At 68.2% G+C, this 17,435-nt stretch carries 16 protein-coding genes; 5 read left to right on the top strand and 11 right to left on the bottom strand.

Going from position 1 to position 17,435, the window contains the following annotated elements; all coding sequences use genetic code 11:
• Nucleotides 1-38 precede the first annotated feature (38 nt).
• Together NA12_RS29960 and NA12_RS29955 are read right to left on the bottom strand one after the other, a co-directional pair.
• The gene (locus tag NA12_RS29960; RefSeq protein ID WP_084473222.1) at nucleotides 39-1,091 is read right to left on the bottom strand and encodes an alpha/beta hydrolase; all 1,053 of its coding nucleotides are present in this window, start codon (nucleotides 1,089-1,091) and stop codon (nucleotides 39-41) included.
• A gap of 106 nt (nucleotides 1,092-1,197) precedes the next feature.
• Nucleotides 1,198-2,151, bottom strand: coding sequence for a helix-turn-helix domain-containing protein (locus NA12_RS29955; RefSeq protein WP_067459059.1), 954 nt, complete (start codon nucleotides 2,149-2,151; stop codon nucleotides 1,198-1,200).
• Nucleotides 2,152-2,236: 85 nt separating this feature from the next.
• On the opposite strand from NA12_RS29955, the gene NA12_RS33950 reads away from it, so the two are divergent.
• Nucleotides 2,237-2,395: a hypothetical protein gene (locus NA12_RS33950; RefSeq protein ID WP_157106421.1), complete on the top strand. Its 159-nt coding sequence runs from the start codon at nucleotides 2,237-2,239 to the stop codon at nucleotides 2,393-2,395.
• 20 nt (nucleotides 2,396-2,415) lie between these two features.
• On the opposite strand, the gene NA12_RS29950 is transcribed toward NA12_RS33950, so the two are convergent.
• On the bottom strand, nucleotides 2,416-3,072 hold the full coding sequence (locus NA12_RS29950; RefSeq protein ID WP_067459151.1) for a DUF3043 domain-containing protein: 657 nt from the start codon (nucleotides 3,070-3,072) through the stop codon (nucleotides 2,416-2,418).
• Between the two features lie 258 nt (nucleotides 3,073-3,330).
• Between NA12_RS29950 and NA12_RS29945 the strand changes: the two genes are divergently transcribed.
• Entirely contained in the window at nucleotides 3,331-3,687 is a 357-nt protein-coding gene (locus NA12_RS29945; RefSeq protein WP_067459056.1) for a HesB/IscA family protein, read from the top strand.
• Between the two features lie 391 nt (nucleotides 3,688-4,078).
• Nucleotides 4,079-5,005 (top strand): carbohydrate kinase family protein, encoded by a 927-nt coding sequence (locus NA12_RS29940; protein ID WP_371856035.1) that lies wholly within the window; start codon nucleotides 4,079-4,081, stop codon nucleotides 5,003-5,005.
• Between the two features lie 57 nt (nucleotides 5,006-5,062).
• Here NA12_RS29940 and asnB read toward each other — a convergent pair whose 3' ends face one another.
• The gene (asnB, locus tag NA12_RS29935) at nucleotides 5,063-7,006 is read right to left on the bottom strand and encodes an asparagine synthase (glutamine-hydrolyzing) (RefSeq protein ID WP_067459147.1); all 1,944 of its coding nucleotides are present in this window, start codon (nucleotides 7,004-7,006) and stop codon (nucleotides 5,063-5,065) included.
• 482 nt (nucleotides 7,007-7,488) lie between these two features.
• Here asnB and ctaC point away from each other — a divergent pair, with 482 nt between their 5' ends.
• Nucleotides 7,489-8,478 (top strand): aa3-type cytochrome oxidase subunit II, encoded by a 990-nt coding sequence (gene ctaC, locus NA12_RS29930; protein ID WP_243655144.1) that lies wholly within the window; start codon nucleotides 7,489-7,491, stop codon nucleotides 8,476-8,478.
• 10 nt (nucleotides 8,479-8,488) lie between these two features.
• Nucleotides 8,489-8,905 (top strand): cytochrome c oxidase subunit 4, encoded by a 417-nt coding sequence (locus tag NA12_RS29925; protein WP_062988680.1) that lies wholly within the window; start codon nucleotides 8,489-8,491, stop codon nucleotides 8,903-8,905.
• Between the two features lie 241 nt (nucleotides 8,906-9,146).
• Here the strand turns inward: NA12_RS29925 and NA12_RS29920 are convergent, their stop codons facing one another.
• The 7 genes from NA12_RS29920 to NA12_RS29890 form a co-directional block, all read right to left on the bottom strand.
• The gene (locus tag NA12_RS29920) at nucleotides 9,147-10,418 is read right to left on the bottom strand and encodes an FAD-binding oxidoreductase (RefSeq protein WP_067459051.1); all 1,272 of its coding nucleotides are present in this window, start codon (nucleotides 10,416-10,418) and stop codon (nucleotides 9,147-9,149) included.
• 51 nt (nucleotides 10,419-10,469) lie between these two features.
• Nucleotides 10,470-12,023 carry an alkaline phosphatase D family protein gene (locus tag NA12_RS29915; protein WP_067459049.1) on the bottom strand — a complete coding sequence of 518 codons (1,554 nt, stop codon included), beginning with the start codon at nucleotides 12,021-12,023 and terminating at the stop codon, nucleotides 10,470-10,472.
• Between the two features lie 98 nt (nucleotides 12,024-12,121).
• Nucleotides 12,122-13,501: an ABC1 kinase family protein gene (locus NA12_RS29910; protein ID WP_132370302.1), complete on the bottom strand. Its 1,380-nt coding sequence runs from the start codon at nucleotides 13,499-13,501 to the stop codon at nucleotides 12,122-12,124.
• Between the two features lie 158 nt (nucleotides 13,502-13,659).
• The gene (locus NA12_RS29905; protein ID WP_067459047.1) at nucleotides 13,660-14,388 is read right to left on the bottom strand and encodes a lysophospholipid acyltransferase family protein; all 729 of its coding nucleotides are present in this window, start codon (nucleotides 14,386-14,388) and stop codon (nucleotides 13,660-13,662) included.
• Between the two features lie 117 nt (nucleotides 14,389-14,505).
• A complete protein-coding gene (locus NA12_RS29900; protein WP_067459045.1) occupies nucleotides 14,506-15,501 on the bottom strand; it encodes an ROK family protein in 996 nt (331 codons plus the stop codon).
• Nucleotides 15,498-16,169 (bottom strand): hypothetical protein, encoded by a 672-nt coding sequence (locus tag NA12_RS29895; RefSeq protein WP_067459043.1) that lies wholly within the window; start codon nucleotides 16,167-16,169, stop codon nucleotides 15,498-15,500. The genes NA12_RS29900 and NA12_RS29895 overlap by 4 nt, the downstream gene beginning before the upstream one ends.
• On the bottom strand, nucleotides 16,159-17,409 hold the full coding sequence (locus NA12_RS29890) for an ArsA family ATPase (protein ID WP_067459041.1): 1,251 nt from the start codon (nucleotides 17,407-17,409) through the stop codon (nucleotides 16,159-16,161). Before NA12_RS29890 ends, NA12_RS29895 begins: the two co-directional genes overlap by 11 nt.
• Nucleotides 17,410-17,435 lie beyond the last annotated feature (26 nt).

The raw sequence follows: 17,435 nt of genomic DNA, 5'->3' as shown, positions 1-17,435 counted from the left end.
TTCCCGCTGCCAGGAAGGTGATCCGGGCCGGCACGAATTCAGCGATCACCCGCTACCGGTGAAGTACCCGGAGAAAGGGAAAGAGCGTCCAGGATCATCGGGCGGGCGGAAGCGAGGGACTGTTGCCAGTACGGCCAGGTGTGGGTGCCGTTGGTGAAGTCGACCCGGGCGGGGATGCCGAGGGCGGCGGTGCGGTCGCGGAAGACACTCGCTGTGATCACGGCGAACGACTCGATCCCGGCCGCGTTGACGGTGTTACCGACGCCGCTCGGGAGATCGAGGGGACCGGGGACGCCGTTGCCGCTGGTCACATACAGCGGGAGTCCGCGCAACAGTTCGGCCTGGACGGTGGCGTCGTTGCGACTCCAGGCGGGATCGCCCGCGGCGCCCCACATGTCATCGATGTTGAACCGACCCTCGTCGAGCATGGCCGCGCGCATCACCTGGTTCCACATCGGGGCCGCCGGGTTGAGGAACCCGGAGAACGATCCGGCGAACCGGAACTGGTCGCGATGGTGGGCGGCCAGTGTCATGGCGGCATTGCCGCCCATGGAGACGCCGACGATGGCGTTGTTGGTGCGGGAGACGCCGTATCCGGCCAGGAAGTCGGGCAGTTCGCGGGTGAGGAACGTTTCCCACTTGTAGGTCGTCGGTTGGCCATTGGTGCTGCTCGGCCGGTACCAATCGGTGTAGAAGCTGGAGTTGCCGCCGACCGGGAACACCAAAGTGACGTCGTCACCGGCGAATTGGCGTAGTGCGTCGGTGTCGGTGGTCCACTGACTGTGGTCGGCCGGAGCGCGCAGACCGTCGAGAAGATACAACGCGGAACTGCCGCCGCGCGCCGCCCACTGCACCTGGACCTTGATCGGGCCCATGCTCGACGGAACGACCAGATCCTCGAGACCGCCTGCGGGCGTCCGCATCGCCGGTGCCGCGACCGGCACCGCGAAGGCTGTCGATGTGCTGACCGACGACGACACGGCCACGGCCGCGGCGACGATCGTGAGAACTCTGCTCAGCCGACGGAAACTACCCCACCCAGTGTGAAACACCCTGCTAGACGACCAGTTTGCGCCTAGCGCGTCAAGCATATTGTGCGGCTTCACAGCATCGGCGACAGCGCCGCGCCGCGCGGTACCAATCGGTCGGGACAGGTGTGGCCATCGGCCGCCGCGGAGAGCGGAATTGAACGTCGGCTCAGCCGGCCGCGCCGAAGCGGCGACGATATTCGGTGGGGGCGATGCCGACTTGGCGCTGGAAGTGGTGACGCAACAGTGCTCCGGAGCCGAAGCCGGACTCGTCGGCGATCCGCTCCAGGGCCATGTCGGTGGTTTCGAGCAGGTGCTTGGCGAACAGGACGCGCTGGGTGGTGAGCCACTTGACCGGGGTGGTGCCGGTTTCGGCGGCGAAGCGGCGGGCGAAGGTGCGGGTGGACATGCTGGAGCGGGCCGCGAGCTCGTCGACGGTGTGCGGGTGGGCGAGGTTCTCGCTGAGCCACGCCAAGGTGGTGGACAGACCGATCGAGCTGCACTCGGGGACCGGCTGCTCGATGAACTGGCGCTGGCCACCGTCGCGCTGCGGCGGAACCACCATGCGGCGCGCGATGCCGTTGGCGGCGGCGGTGCCGATCTCGCGGCGGACCAGGTGCAGGCAGGCGTCGATGCCCGCGGCGGTGCCCGCGCTGGTGATCAGGTTGCCCGCGTCGACGAACAGCACGTCGGGGTCGACGGTCGCTTCGGGGAACATCGCGGCGAGTCTGTCGACGTAGCGCCAGTGGGTGGTGCACTTGCGGCCGTCGAGCAGACCGGCCGCGCCGGCGAGGAAGGCGCCCGAGCAGACGGTGAGGACGGTCGCGCCCGCGTCGGCGGCACTGCGTACCGCGTCGAGCACCCGATCGTCGTACTGGTCGATCGGGGAGGCGGGGATGGCCACGAGATCGGCCGCGGCGAGCTGGTCGAGGCCGAACTCGGGGGTGACCGAAATGCCGGGGGTGGTGGAACGCAGCGGCTTGCCCGGGTCGGCGCCGCAGACCCGGAAGTCGAAGCCGGGCAGGCCGTCGGCGGTGCGGTCGAGGCCGAAAACCTCACAGACGACACCGAATTCGAACATTGCGAGCCGGTCGCTGAGGACTACGGCAACCTTCGACAGCATGCCTCATCGTAGCTGGCTGAATCTTTGCGCACAATGACAGAACGGCCACTTTCGGCTGAAAATCATCGAGCGCAAAATTACTGCCATGCTTACTTTTCTGATCGTCCTCACCGTGATCATCGCGTTCGCCGTACTGATCGGTCGCGGCACCGCCGGATCCACCGGGATCGTCGACCGCGACGCTCAGCGCATGAACGCCGAACTCACGGCCATCGCGGGTTACACCCGCCCCGACCATCGCTGAATGCGCGAATACGCCCCGAACTACACCGCCGCGCCGGGGCCGACCCGGGGCTTCGGGGCGCGCATCTTACGGATCTGCGAGGCACGGACGAAGGCGTACCAGCTGAGCTTGAAACCGGTGTCCGTGGTGTCGGGGAAGCGCTCGAGTACGCGGTTGTTCACGATCCTGCCGAGGACGAAGCCCTCGATGATCATGAAGAACATCATCACCAGCATCGCGAGCGTGACGATGGTCTGCAGGCCGGGGGCCACGAACATCGACAGGATCAGCACCAGCGCCATCGGCATGAACAGACCGACCAGGTTGCGGCGGGCGTCCACCAGATCGCGCACATACGCGCGAACCGGACCCTGATCGCGGGGCAGCAGGTACTTGTCCTCGCCGGCGAGCATGCGGGCGCGGCGGTCCTGCACGGCGGCGCGACGGTCGGCGGCGGCGGACTTGCGGTCCTCTTTGGTGCCCTTGACGGCCTTGCGGCGCGCGCGGGCTTCCTTCGCGGTCAGCGGAGCGGGCGCGATCGGACCGCGACGCTTCCCTTCCGCCTCACGCCTTTTCGGCGTCGGCCTGCCCTTACCCGGAGTGGTCGACGTGGTAGCGGCGGCCTGTTCGGATTCGGGCACCGAGGGGTCGACGGACTCGTCGATGGTGCTGGACTCGTCGCGACGAAACAATTTCACGTTCACCAGGCTATTCGATGATGGCGACCATCGGGAAATGCGGTCCGCTCAGCGGTGGGCCCGATCTCAACCGCGGCCGGGCTGCGACACAGATCACGCCGTCACAGGGCGTACTGTGGGCACAAGCACCCAGGTGGCGTCCACTGGCTGCGCCGAGGGTGGCAAAATAGGAATAGCAGTCGCTGCGACAGCGTTGGAATCAGTCGTGCGCTGTGCACCTGAGGTCCGTTGACGGGCTGAGTCGAACTAGGAGTGTCCATGACTGTGCAGAACGAGACCGCCACCGAGACCCACGGTGCGACGTTGACCGACGCTGCCGCCATCAAGGCGAAGGCGCTGCTCGACCAGGAGGGCCGCGACGACCTGGCCCTGCGGATCGCCGTGCAGCCCGGTGGTTGTGCCGGTCTGCGCTACCAGCTGTTCTTCGACGATCGCATCCTCGACGGTGACATCGTCGTCGAGTTCTCCGGCGTGAAGCTGGCCGTCGACCGCATGAGCGCCCCGTACATCGACGGCGCCTCGATCGACTTCGTCGACACCATCGAGAAGCAGGGCTTCACTATCGACAACCCCAACGCCACCGGCTCCTGCGCCTGCGGAGACTCGTTCAACTAGCGGCTGGTGCCGCGGGTTTTCGGCCTCGTAACCCCGAATCCGAGGGGCGATACTGCGCCTTCGGCGTTACGTATCGCCCCTCGGATTCGGGGCGGCCGAAAACGTGGTGGTCGGGTTGGGAGTTCGTAGGTGGTTGCGGGAGGCTCGGCGATTCGCTCGTGAGGGTGGTCGTGGAGTCCAGGGATGTGTTGCGGGGGAGTAGCGCTTCGCTTGTGGGGGTTGCCGCTTTCGACGCGGTTGCGTTCAGGTGAACCGTGGGGGTGTGGCGCTTGCTACCGTTGAAGTCCGGGATCTCGTGGTCCCGGACTTTCTCTGTTTTCCCCGCCTAGCGTCGAAGGGGCCCTGCCTCGTGCCTGTTGCCGTGTCCGCATCCATCGCCACCGACCACCTCATGCGCTTCCCCGGCCGGTTCGCCGATGCGCTGCTCGCCGATCAACTCGATCATGTGTCCCTGAGCTTCCTCGTCGACGATCTGCAGATCCGCCGAGGCGGAGTGGCGGGCAATATCGCGTACGCGATGGGCCTGCTGAAGCAGCGTCCGGTACTGGTCGGCGCTGTCGGCGCCGACTTCGCCGAGTACCGGCAGTGGCTGGAGAACAGCGGCGTCGACTGCTCCGCGGTGCATGTCTCCGCGACCTCGCACACCGCCCGGTTCGTCTGCACCACCGATGAGACGATGGCGCAGATCGCGTCGTTCTACCCGGGTGCGATGAGCGAGGCGCGCGATATCGACATCGCCGCGATCGCCGCCGCCCACGATGTCGACCTCGTGCTGGTCGGCGCGAACGACCCCGACGCGATGGTCGCGCACACCCGCCAGGCCAAGGCACAGGGCATCGCCTACGCGGCGGACCCGTCCCAGCAGTTGGCCCGCCTCGACGGCGAGCAGGCGACCGAACTGGTCGACGGCGCCACCTACCTGTTCACCAACAAATACGAGTGGGCTCTGCTGCAGCAGAAGACCGGCCTCAGCGAAGCCGACATCACCGCCAAGGTCGGCATCCGGGTCACCACGCTGGGCTCGGAAGGGGTACTCGTCGTCGACACCGACGGCACCGAGGTCCGCGTCGGCGTTGTCCCCGAGGTGGCCAAGGTCGACCCGACCGGCGTCGGTGACGGTTTCCGCGCGGGCTTCCTCACCGCCCACCGCGCCGGCCTGTCGCTGGAACGCGCCGCCCAGCTCGGCTCCCTGATCGCCGTGCTCATCCTGGAAACCACCGGCACCCAGGAGTGGACCCTCAACACCGAAGACGCCCTCGAACGCATCACCAAGGCCTACGGCTCCGACGCCGCCGACGACCTGGCCGTCCTGCTCTGACGGACAGAACGCGAACACCCCCTGGATCTTTCGATCCAGGGGGTGTTCGCTATCTGTCTACAGCGAGACGGGGTAGACCGGTTCCTGGATCTCGGGCTTGATGCGGTCTTCGACGAAGATGCCGTGCCAGACCATGAAGACCAGGACGGTCCAGAGGCGGCGGCTGTGGTCGGAGACGCCTGCCTTGTGGTCGCGCAGCATCTGCAGGACGGCCGGTTTGTGCAGCAGGTGGTCGGTCTGGGACTCGGCGATCTGGGTTTCGGCCCAGTCGTAGAGTTCGGTGCCGCGCAGCCAGTGCCGCAGCGGGACCGGGAAGCCGAGCTTGGCGCGATGCAGGACGTGGTCGGGGACGATACCGTCCAGGGCCTGGCGCAGCGCGTACTTCGAGGTGTTCTTGGTGATCTTCTGATCGAACGGGATGCCCTCGGCGACGCGCATGACCTCGTTGTCCAGGAACGGCACGCGCAGTTCCAGGGAGTTGGCCATGGTCATCTTGTCGGCCTTGACCAGGATGTCGCCGCGCAGCCAGGTGAACAGGTCGAGGTGCTGCATGCGCGCGACCGGGTCCCAGTCCGCGGACTGGGCGTAGATCGGCGCGGTGACGTCCTGGTGAGTCCACTCGGGACGGAAGTCGCGCAGGACCGCGCGCAGCTGGGCGTCGTTGAAGCTGCGGGCATTGCCGTAGTAGCGGTCCTCTAGGCGCAGCGAGCCGCGCTGCAGCAGCGACTTGCCGCGCTTACCGTCGGGGATCTTGTCGCCGAGCTTGCCGAGCAGCTTGCGCGCACCGGCGGGCAGGTATTCGAAAGGCTTGAGCGACAACGGTTCCCGGTAGATCGTGTAGCCGCCGAACAGCTCGTCGGCGCCCTCGCCGGAAAGCACCACCTTGACGTGCTTGCGGGCTTCCTTGGCCACGAAGTACAGCGGGACCAGGGCCGGGTCGGCGACGGGTTCGTCGAGGTACCAGACGATCTCGGGGATCGCGGCGGCGAACTCGGCGGGCGAGACCACCTTGACGATGTGGCGGGCGCCGATCAGCTCGGCGCTCTCGGCGGCCACGTCGACCTCGGAGTACCCCTCGCGCTCGAACCCGGTGGTGAAGGTGATCAGCTTCGGGTTGTGGCGCATCGCCAGCGCGGCGATGGCGGTGGAGTCGATGCCGCCCGACAGGAACGAACCGACGGTGACATCGGCGCGCATGTGCTTGGCGACCGAGTCCTCCAGCGCCGCGGCGATCTCGGCGTAGCGAGCCTGCTCCGAGCCCGCGGCGAACGGGCGAACCCGGAAGTCGGGGCGGAAGTAGCGGGTCGTGACCGGCTCCTGGCCGACCTGCACCGTGGCGTAGGTGCCGGACTCGAGGCGGCGGATACTGCGGTGCAGCGTCTCGGGCTCCGGCACGTACTGCAACACCGTGTAGTGCTCGAGCGCACGCGGGTCCAGCTCGTCGGACAGTTCCAGCGGGGTGAGCAGTTCCAGCAGGCTCTTCTTCTCGCTGGCGAAGGCGGTGCCGCCGGGGCCGGTCGCGATGAACAGCGGCTTGATGCCGAAGGGATCGCGGGCGAGGAACAGCTGCGAGGTCTCGGTGTCCCAGATGGCGAACGCGAACATGCCGCGCAGCTTGCGCACGGCCTCGGGGCCCCAGAAATGGAAGGCGGCCACGATGGCCTCACCGTCACCGTCGGTAGCGAAGATCCCGGCATCGGGGAATTCGGCCCCGTGCTCGGCCGCCAACTGCTCGCGCAACTCGAGGTAGTTGTAGATCTCGCCGTTGAAGGTCATCGCGTAGCGCTGCGGGTTGTCCGCCGGGCCCCAGCGCAACGGCTGGTGCGAGTGCTCGATATCGATGATGGACAGGCGGTTGAACCCGAAGATCATGTGATCGTCGTGCCAGGTGCCCTTCTCGTCCGGGCCACGATGCCGCTGGCAGTGCAGCGCGTCGTACACCTGATCGACCACCGCGGTCGTCGCGGAATCAGCTGTCAGGAATCCGAGCAGTCCGCACACGGTGTCGCCCAACCTTCTCTCGTTCGATGATGGGTGGCCACAAACGGCCGAAACGCTGTGTCCGAGTATGCCGCACGTCTGCCCGACACGCCGCGCTCGCCCGCTCGCGCGGGGTACGTAGCGACCAGACGAGGGCCAAACCGCAGGTCGCGATGATCGGTGAGAGCACGGCGGAGTGTCGAAAGTGACCCCGCGACAAGACAGTGCCCGCTTTGGTCTACGCTGCGTAGTACTCAGGTCCTTCTCAGGTGTGCAGGCGTCACAGCGGCAATACTTCGACAAGACCTGAAACTGCTGTGAAGAGGTGTCGGAACGGGCGAATCGCCGCCCGGACGACGCAATGTGTCGGAATGTGTGGCGACCAGGAAGGCGTGAGCGTGGCGCACAAGGCGAGCGAAGAGATCGGGGCACGACCCGAGAAGGGCCGGCAGGGCCGGGTCCTTCGGCGGGCCGGGCTGGCGGTGTCCCTGGGGATCACCGCGATGCTCGTCTCGGGCTGCTCGATCGACAATGTTTGGCTCCGGTTCGGCTGGCCGTCGGGTATCACCCCGCAGGCCACCCGCATGCGTGAGCTGTGGACCTGGTCGGTGCTGGCCGCGCTCGCCATGGGCGTGCTGGTCTGGGGCCTGACCTTCTGGACGGTCATCTTCCACCGCAAGCGCAAGAACTCCCCGGAGTTCCCGCGCCAGACCGGCTACAACGTGTCGCTCGAGCTGACCTACACGGCGATCCCGTTCGTGATCATCGCGGTGCTGTTCTACTTCACCGTGGTCGTGCAGAACTACGTGCACGAGAAGACCGACAACCCGGATGTCACCGTCGACGTGACCGCCTTCCAGTGGAACTGGAAGTTCGGCTACCGCAACATCAACAACGTCGGCGGACTCACCTGGAACGGCATCGACACGGAGAAGGAGCTGCTGAACGAAGAGCAGCTCGCCGAATACCGTGAGCTCAAGAACGACAAGGGCCACCCGCAGCCGGGTCCCGTGCACGGCAAGCCGGCCAACGACATCCTCTCGTACCTGCACTACGACAAGGTCGAGACCTTCGGCTCCACCGAAGAGATTCCGGTCCTGGTGCTGCCGACCGGTAAGCGCATCGAGTTCCAGCTCGCCGCCGCCGACGTGATCCACGCCTTCTGGGTGCCGGAGTTCCTGTTCAAGCGCGACGTGATGCCGAACCCGAAGGAAAACCATTCCGACAACGTCTTCCAGATCTCCGAGATCGAGAAGGAAGGCGCGTTCGTCGGCCGCTGCGCCGAGATGTGCGGCACCTACCACTCGATGATGAACTTCGAGGTCCGCGCGGTCACGCCGGAGAAGTACGCCAAGTACATGCAGGCGCGCATCGACGGCAAGACCAACGGTGAGGCGCTGGCATCGATCGGCGAGTCGCCGGTGGCCACCTCCACGTACCCCTTCAACACCAAGCGCGACGCCAAGAGCGCTTCGGTGAACGAGAGCAAGTGAGGATTCTGATATGAGGATCGAAGCGCGGATCTTCGAACTGCTCACGGCGTTCTTCATCCTGGTGGGCATCGTCTACGGCTTCTTCACCGCCCAGTCGCGCACCGGCATCGAGTGGGCGGGCACCACCGCGATCGTGCTGACCGCGGGCCTGTCGCTGATCATCGGCACCTACTTCCGGTTCGTCGCGCGTCGCATCGACCTGCGACCCGAGGACTACGAAGAGGCCGAGATCGTCGACGGTGCCGGTGACCTGGGCTTCTTCTCGCCCGGTAGCTTCTGGCCCATCCTGCTCGCGGGTGCCGGTTCGGTGACCGCGCTCGGCCTGGCGTTCTTCCAGTTCTGGCTGATCGGTCTCGGCGTGGTGCTCGTGCTCACCGCCGCCGCCGGCCTGGTCTTCGAGTACTACCTGGGTGCCGAAAAGCACTGAGATTTTGGAGCGCTGGCGCGCTCGAGTCGCGGCCCCTGGGCCTCGATGAAAAACGACCCGAGACTCGCACCTGCGGTGCATTGTCTCGGGTCGTTTTTCCTCGGGGCGGCCGCGACGCTCGCTGCGCTCGCGATGCCTCCTCGGGGTCGGCCCTCACCGGGTTGCGTTCGTGTGGAATGAGAAATGAGAAAGCCCCCACCGGGTTCTTTGTTTCGGTGGGGGCTTTCTTCGTCGTTGCCGGCTACACGCTGTAGCGCAGGCCCTGCTCCGAGCGGCAGATGTCGTCGATGCCGGCGACGATCTCGCGCAGTTGCTCCGAGGGCAGGGCCGAGGGGCGCAGGCGGCAGGTGAAGGTGATCAGGCCGTAGTCGGCGGGGGTGAGGCCGCGGGCGGCGGCTTCGGCGCGCAGGTACTCCGAGCGCACGCCGTAGGTCATCGCGGAGATGACGGTGAAGCAGCCCGAGCGTTCGCGGTGCGCGGAGAACAGGTCGTGCAGGCCGTAGAAGACCGAGCCGTAGTTGGCGAGCGGGGCGAACACGCCGACGCGGTAGGCGGGGCCGCGTTCGGAGGAGTTGATGACGGTATCGGCGAGGTACTCCGCGTCGCGCATCGTGAGGACCTTCGGGGCGAACATCAGCGCGCCCGCCGCCGCGTTGCGTACCGGCATGCCCGCGCGCCCGCCCGCAGCGGAAGCGATGGCGCCCAACGACTTCCGGGTCCGCGTGCCGACCTCGCGCCGGGCCCGCAGGCCACGGGTGGGGGCGGTGGGGTACAGGCTCGACCACTGGCCGAAACGGACGGCGCCGAGGGTCACCTGGCCGGTGCCGACCGGGCGCGCCACCTTCAGTGGGGCGGTATCGACCCAGCGGCCCACCTGCAGGGCCGCGCTGCCGGGGTTGGTGATCTCGTTGGTCGCGTGCTCGACGAAGGAGTCGAAGTCGAGGAACCGGTCGGCGTCGGTGGTGAGCATGGTGTGGTCTTTGTCGACCTCGACCACATCGAGGGTGAGGGCGGTGATGATCCCGGCGCGCCCGCCCGCGCCCAGGATGCGATGGAACCGCTCGGTGTGGTGACCGCGCCCGCAGGTGCCGATCCGGCCGTCGGGATCGACGTACTCGAGGTCGACGATCTGGTCGATGAACATGCCGTAGCGGTGCGAGGCGGTGCTCACCCCGCCGACCGAGGCGAAGCCGCCCGCGGTGATGTCGCGATGATCGCCGACCACCGGCAGGCCGAGGCCGTGCGCGCCGAGACGGCGGTCGATCTCGGACAGCTTCGCGCCCGCCTGCACGCGCACGGTGCGCCGACCCAGGTTGATGTCGAGCACCGAGTTCATCTTGCGCAGCGAGAGCGCCGCGCGCTGATCGGTCAGGCCATAGGACTCTTCGGTCTGTTCACCGCCGCGCACCGTCAACCGTTCCGACCGTCCGCGCGAATTACGCACAGTGCGAACGACATCCGCCGTATCGGTGGGGAGATATTCTTCGGAGATGACGGTATGCGGCGTGCCCATGACCGCATAGCTAACCACACGTGCGCGGTTCGTGCGCAGGGTACTTCGCACCTATTTCCGCGTAGGCGTCAGTTGCTTGGCGAACAGGACCTTTCCGGTCGCATCGCACAAGTTGACGGTCATTTCCGCGCTGCGGCCGTCGATTCGCACCTCGCCGAAGTGCTGGTACTCCGGATCCATCGGGGAGGTGTTCGCGGTGGGCGGCGCGTGGACGTAGACCGCTTCGGGTCCGAAGGTGGGATCGAGGGGGTTGGGGCCGAACGCGCCGGCGTTGAGCGGACCCGAGACGAACTCCCAGAACTCGTCGAAATCGGTGAAGGCGGCCCGGGCGGGCGAGTAATGGTGCGCGGCGGTGTAGTGGACATCGGCGGTGAGCCAGACGACGTCGGCGACCTTGTTCGCCTTGATCGCCGAGAGCACCCGGGCGATCTCGGTTTCACGACCCGAGGGTGCGCCGGGGGCGGCGTTGGCGGGGCCTTCGAAGTCGGTCTTGCCGTCGGGGACCACGACGCCCAACGGCAGATCGGCGGCCACGATCTTCCAGGTGGCCTTGGAGTCGCGCAGACCGTCGGTGAGCCACGTGATCTGGGCGGCGCCGAGGATCTGGCCCTGGGGCGCGGTGTTCGCGGTGTTGGCGTCCTTGTAGGCGCGCATGTCCAGGACGAACACGTCGAGCAGTGGGCCGTAGGAGATCTTGCGGTAGAGACGCCCGTCGACGGCCTCCTTCGGCTCCAGCGGCATCCACTCGTGGAAGGCCTGCCAGGAGCGCGTCGCGAGGGTGTCCATGCTGCGCTCGGCGTAGCCCTTGTCGGCGGCCACCGTGCCGCCGGGAGACCAGTTGTTGGTGGTCTCGTGATCGTCCCACCCGACGATCTGGGCGACGGCGGCGTTGAACCGGCGGTAGTTGTCGTCGGTGAGGTTGTAGGCGTAGTTGCCGCGGAACTGGTCGAGGGTTTCGGCCGGGGCGTTCTTCGCCTCGGCGGTGATGTTGCGCCAGATCCGGCCGTCGGGCAGCGTCACCGACTCTTTGAGCGCGTTGTCGGCGTAGATGCTGTCCCCGGAGTGCAGGAACAGGTGTGGATCGCGAGCGGCCATGGCGGAGAACACCTTCATGCCGCCGAGGTCGGGGTTGATCCCGAAGCCCTGGCCCGCGACGTCACCGGACCACAGCAGCGAGATGTCGGCGGGCGCGGTCGGCGCCGTGCGGAACACGCCGGTGAGCGTTTCCGAGCTCGCGCCGCTCTCGCCGTCGAGGCGCACGCGGTAGTGCACGAGCTGTCCGGCGGGCAGACCGTTCACCCGCACCCGCCCGGTGCCGTCGGTAGCGGGGGTGAGCAGCGGCCCGGTGAATCGCTTGACGTCGGTGAACTTCTCGCTCGCCGAGGTCTCCACCACCAGCGTCGCGGGGATGTCCGACCGCGCCCAGATCAGCGCGCCGTCGCTGCGCGGATCTCCGACCGCGATCCCGTGGGTGAGGGTGGGCCTGGCTCGCACGAGAGCGGGTCCACCATCGCCACAGGCCACCAGGGCGGGAGCGGTCACCACGCCGAGAGCGGTTGCGCGCAGCAGCGTGCGCCGAGATATCGCGAAATCCGGGACAGCCATGCACCTCACGGTGCGCCACCGGTCCGAACACGCGGTCGTTAGCGAGGCAACAGAACATGAACGATGCCGGACGACGGGCCTAACTGCGAAGGCTGGGTCTACAAACCCGCGGCGGCGGCGGTTTCGGGATACCAGCGGGTGCACTCGGCGCGCAGCGGGACCGCGGTGTGGAGTTGGCACAGCACAGCCACGCCGCCGAGGAAGGACCGCAGGATAGGGGTGTGGGCGGGGGGCATGGTGAGTTGGCGCAGGACGTTGGTCAGGCGGAGGTCGGTGACGAGGCGGACCTGTTCGCGCAGCCAGTCGGCCGAGAGCGGGTAGGTGGGGGCGAGGAGGGCGTCGCGGACCGGTCGCAGGCGCGCGACGACCGTGGCGATGTCGAGTTCGCGCCCGGGGGCGACGAAGCCGTGGCGGCGGATCGCGGCCTCGAGGTCGGCGGGGGAGTCGGCGATGACGGCGGCGCCCACGTCGCTCGCGACATCGAGAAAGGTACCGGGCCACGGGGTGCAGGCGCCGAAGTCGACGACGCCGAGGCGCCCGTCGGGCATGCGAAGGAAATTGCCGGGGTGCGGGTCCCCGTAGACGAGGGCGCCGCGGGCGGGGGCGGAGAACAGGAATCGCATGATCAGCACGCCGAGCCGGTCGAGTTCGTCGGCATCGCCACGAATGATCAACCGGGACAGGGGAGTCCCGTCGAGCCATTCGGTGACCAGCACGTCGCCGCGCTGGGCGATCACCCGGCTCACCACCACATCGGGGTCATCGGCGAAGGCGGCGGCGAAGGCGCGCTGGTTGACGGCCTCGCGGGCGTAGTCCAGTTCGTCGCGGATCTCCTCGCACAGCGCCTCCACGACCGGGCGGGTGTCGGCGCCGGGGAGCAGTGCGGTGAACAGCGGTGTCGCGCGACGCAGGGCCTGCAGGTCGGCCAGAACCGCGCGGCGGGCACCGGGGTACATGACCTTGACCGCCACCTGGGTCCCGTCGTGCCAGCGGGCGCGATGGACCTGGCCGACGGAGGCCGCGGCGGAGGCGCGGTCGTCGAATTCGAGGAACAGCGAGCGCCAGTGCGGGCCGAGATGGGTGGCGAGCTCGGCGTGGACTGCGCCGGGCAGCATCGCCGGTGCCGAATCGTGCAGTCGGGCAAGGGCTTGGCGGTAGGGCTCGGCCAGGTCGGGGGCGAGTCCGAGTTCGAGCAGGCCGAGGAGCTGGCCCAGTTTCGCGACACAGCCCTTGAGTTCGCCGAGTACCTGGAAGAGGTGTTCGGCGGTGCGAAGGCGGATGTCGCGGTCCACGGCGGCGGGGTCGCGACCCGCGGCGCGTTTGCCGAACCCCGCGATGCGGCGGCCCGCATAGGCCACCGGTACCGCGGCCAAGCGGGCGCTGCGTACTACCCGACCCGTGGGTGGATTACCGTCTCGCGGGGGCTTGGGCCGAGCGAACGGCATGACGCGACCCACATCGGATTCGCCTCCGGCCATACCCACCTCGCTGTTCCGACGCCCACCGCCTGTGGTGCCCGTTCGTGCCTGGCACAGGCTACCAATCGGGTACCGAGGTGTCCGGGCAACGGCGCACGCGGGCGCTGGGGGTGAAGTCGGTGCGCGCCGACGCATGGTGCGGCGCAGCAGGTTTCGAGTCAGCCGGCCTTGGTTTCGGGGATGCGGGTGGCGTCGATCTGATTGTCGGTGGGCGCGACGCCCTTCTTGAGGCTGTGCGCGTACACATCGACGTATTCCTGGCCGGTGAGCCGCATCAGCTCGTACATCACCTCGTCGGTGACGGCGCGTTCGACGAAGCGGTTACCGCTCATGCCCTCGTAACGTGAGAAATCAAGGGGCGCACCGAACTTCAGCGTGACCTTCTGGCGACGCCACTTGAACGGTCCGGGCGGGCTCACCTTGTCGGTGCCGATCACCGCGACCGGGATCACCGGGACACCGGTCTCGAGCGCGAGGCGCGCCATGCCGGTCTTGCCCTTGTAGAGGCGGCCGTCGGGGGAGCGGGTGCCCTCGGGGTACAGGCCGACGAGGCGCCCTTCGTCGAGGAGCTTGGTGGCGGCGGTGAGGGCGTCCTCGGCGGCCGAGGCGCCGCTGCGGTCGATCGGGTACTGGCCGGTGCCGCTGAAGAAGAACTTCTGCAGACGACCCTTGACGCCGGGGGTGGTGAAGTACTCCGCCTTGGCGAGGTAGTTGATCCGGCGCGGGCTCAGCAACGGAGCGAACAGCCAGTCGGAGAAGGAGAGGTGGTTGCCCGCCATGATGGCCGGGCCGTCGGTCGGGATGTTCTCGACCCCTTCGACCTCGGGCCGGTTGTACACGTGCATGAACGGTCCAACGAGAACGAACTTGAGCAGCCAGTAGAACATGGCGTCCTTTCCCCGGGACCGTGATGGTCGTGTAGAGCCTCGTCGGACAACGACTTTACCGCTGGTCGCAGGTCACAACCAACCCGAGTCGTTAGCCGGAGCACATGGCTGTGAGCCTTATCTCGCCGCGCGCCCGGTCACCGGCGCGTCGACAGCCGCCCTGGCCAATTCCGCGACACCGATCATGCCGGCGGCCTCACCGAGCTGGGTGGTGCGCAGGCGCGCCAGCGGTCGATGCCCGGCTCCGGTGACCGCGCTCGCGTAGTGTTCGCGGGCCTCGTCGAGGAACAACGGCGCCGAACTGCTCACCCCGCCCGCGATCACCACGAGGTCGGGATCGAACAGATCGCTGACGAAGGCGAGGCCGAGCCCCAGCCACCTGGCGAAATCGGACATCACCCGGACCGCGAGTGGATCGCCGTCCTGGGCGGCGCCCGCGACCCGGCGGCCGGTGAGCGAGCCGGGGTCACGCGAGACGTCGCGGGCCAGCACCGAACGCACGGGGTCGGTGGCGAGCATCTCGATGGCGGTGTCGGCCAGTGCCGTTCCGCTGCAGTAGCGCTCCCAGCAGCCGTGTTTGCCGCAGGGACAGGCACGGCCCTGCGGCACGACCTGGAGGTGACCGAGTTCGGGGGCGATGCCGTGGCTGCCTCGGTAGAGCCGGCCGTCGATGAGCAGCGACGCGCCGATGCCGGTGCCGATCGCGACCAGCACCACCGTCTGCCCACCCGCCGCCGCGCCGAAACGGTACTCGGCCCAGCCCGCCGCGTTCGCGTCGTGCTCGAGCAACACCGGCAGGCCGAGCCGCGCGCTGAGTCGTTGGGCGACCGGGGCGTTCTGCCACGGCAGGTGCGGGGCGAACAACACCGTCGACTGATCGGTCGAGATGAAACCGGCGACGGCCAGCCCGACCGCCGCGATCCGATGCCGCCGGGCCAGCTCGCGCACCGAGCGGTCGATCGCGTCCTCCAGCGCGCGCGCCGAATGCGGAGTCGGCGCGGCCACGGTGTCGAGCACCTCGCCGTCGGCGTCGACCACCGAGGCGCGAATGTTCGTGCCCCCCACGTCGATGCCGACGGTGAGCAGGTGTCGAGGGTCGATCCTGCTGGTCATCCCCGGATCGTCACCGGAATGTCGATATAGGGCGAGCGCGGTTCGCGGGTGGTGGTGCCGCGCTGTTTCGGGTTGTCGGCCGTCGGTGGCGCGGTGGCGGCGAAGGTGTCCGGGCCCGATGCGTCCGTGTCGGTCTCGGGGGTGATGTGCGGTGTGCGCGCGGTTCGCGGGGCGGCGTATTCGTCGACCCGGCGCGGTCGAGGGGCACCGGATCGATCCGGGCGAGGGGTCGCCGAACGCCGGCTGGACCCCGGATCCTGCAGACCGGTGGTGCCGTGCGGGTGTGGACCCTGACCCGTGGGTTCGGTGGCGGGTGCGGCGTGGTCGTCGGTCGAATCCGGGTGCCGCGCGCCGTGTTCGGCCCATTCCGGCGGGAAGACCGGTTCGACGGGGATACCCGCGAGGGCTTCGCGCAGGACGGTCACCATGGAGGTGCCGTGTTCGGCGAGCGCCGCGACGACATCGTGGTGGTCGCCGCGCAGTACGGCCGCGGCCGCGCAGACCGGGCACCAGGCACAACCGCCGAGGTCGGCGCGACCGTCGGCGGCAGTGCGTCGTAGCACGGGTTCGACCCGGGCGAGGAGAACTTCGGACAGTAGCCGCAGCTCCTCGGTGAACTCGGCGAAGCCGTCGTGGCCGTGACGCTCGGACTGGGAGTCAGTGCTCATCTGCGGTGGCCTTCGTGTAGTTCGGATCGGCGGGCCACACCCGCGGATCGGGCCGGAAGCGGACCACGAGGTGACCGGTGTCGAGTTCGGCGCCCGCCACCGTGCAGCGTCGCAGCACCGGCGCGAGCCGTACACGGGTGCGTATCCCGTCGGCTCCCACGATCAGATCGTCCTCCACTCGGCCCAGCCGCAAGGTGCCGGGATCGACCACCGGTAGCCGCAACCGCATCACGTACACGGAGTCGATACCGGAGCCGGACTCCCATCGAACCACCGGTTCGCCCGAATCCGTGCTCTGAGCGTCCGGGACGGGCAGCGTGTCGAGCGAACGCGAGAACGCCGCCAGCGAATTCACCCCCACCGGTTCGGCGCCGGCGTGCTCGGCGATCAGAATCGGGACATCGGTGATCTGTTCGTGCAGCCGGGCCACCACCTCGAGTTGCTCGGCGCGGCGGTTCAGGTACCAGTGCACGGCCGGGTGGGCGTCCTCGCCCGGCGGCGGCACCGGGGCCAGCACCTTGTTCACCACCACCGCGTCCATCCGCAGTCCGAGCAGCGCGGCCGCCGAACGGACCCGTCGCGCCTCCGCGACGGCCACCTGTTCGGGGCCGGTGATCAGGCGGGCGCTGGTGCGCGTGCGATCGGCGAGCAGATCGCGGACCCGGGTCACCGCGACCGCTACCCGTTCGACCGAGGCCGCGAGCACCGCCTTGCGCAGATCCAGCCCGATCGCGCTCATCGTGCGGGCGTGCTTGGGCCAGAGGCGTTCGAGATAGCTGAGCATCGTGTCGGGGGCGGTCACGATGCGCAGCATGTCGGCCGAGGGCGGGCAATCGACGACGATGACGTCCCAGTCGGTCTCCTCGGCGAACTGGGCGATCTCGACCAGCATCAGCAGTTCCTGCACACCGGGCAGCCCGGTCAGCTCGGCCGGGTCCAGCGCGGCCAGGTCGAAGCCGTGATCGTGGCCGCCGCCCGCGGCGAGCATCGCCACCACATCGCGGAACCGGTCCTCTAGCAGGGCTAGGGAGTCGATCTCGATCACTTCGATGCCGGTGGCCACCCTGGCCACCCCGGCGACGGTGCCCGGATCGTGCGGGAAACGGAAACCGAGCGCGTCGCCCAGCGAATGGGCCTGATCCAGCGAGGCGATCAGCACACGCTGACCCGAGCGGGCATAGGTCAAGCTCGCCGCGCAGGCCAGCGTCGTCTTCCCGACACCACCCTTGCCGACGAACAGTTCGACGCGGGTACCGCCCGGGGCGC

Origin of the sequence: Nocardia alba NBRC 108234, assembly GCF_001612665.1 — a bacterium.
Classification (GTDB): domain Bacteria; phylum Actinomycetota; class Actinomycetes; order Mycobacteriales; family Mycobacteriaceae; genus Nocardia; species Nocardia alba.
The sequence above is the reverse complement of the archived record's forward strand: the minus strand, read 5'-3'. Positions and strand labels throughout refer to the sequence as shown.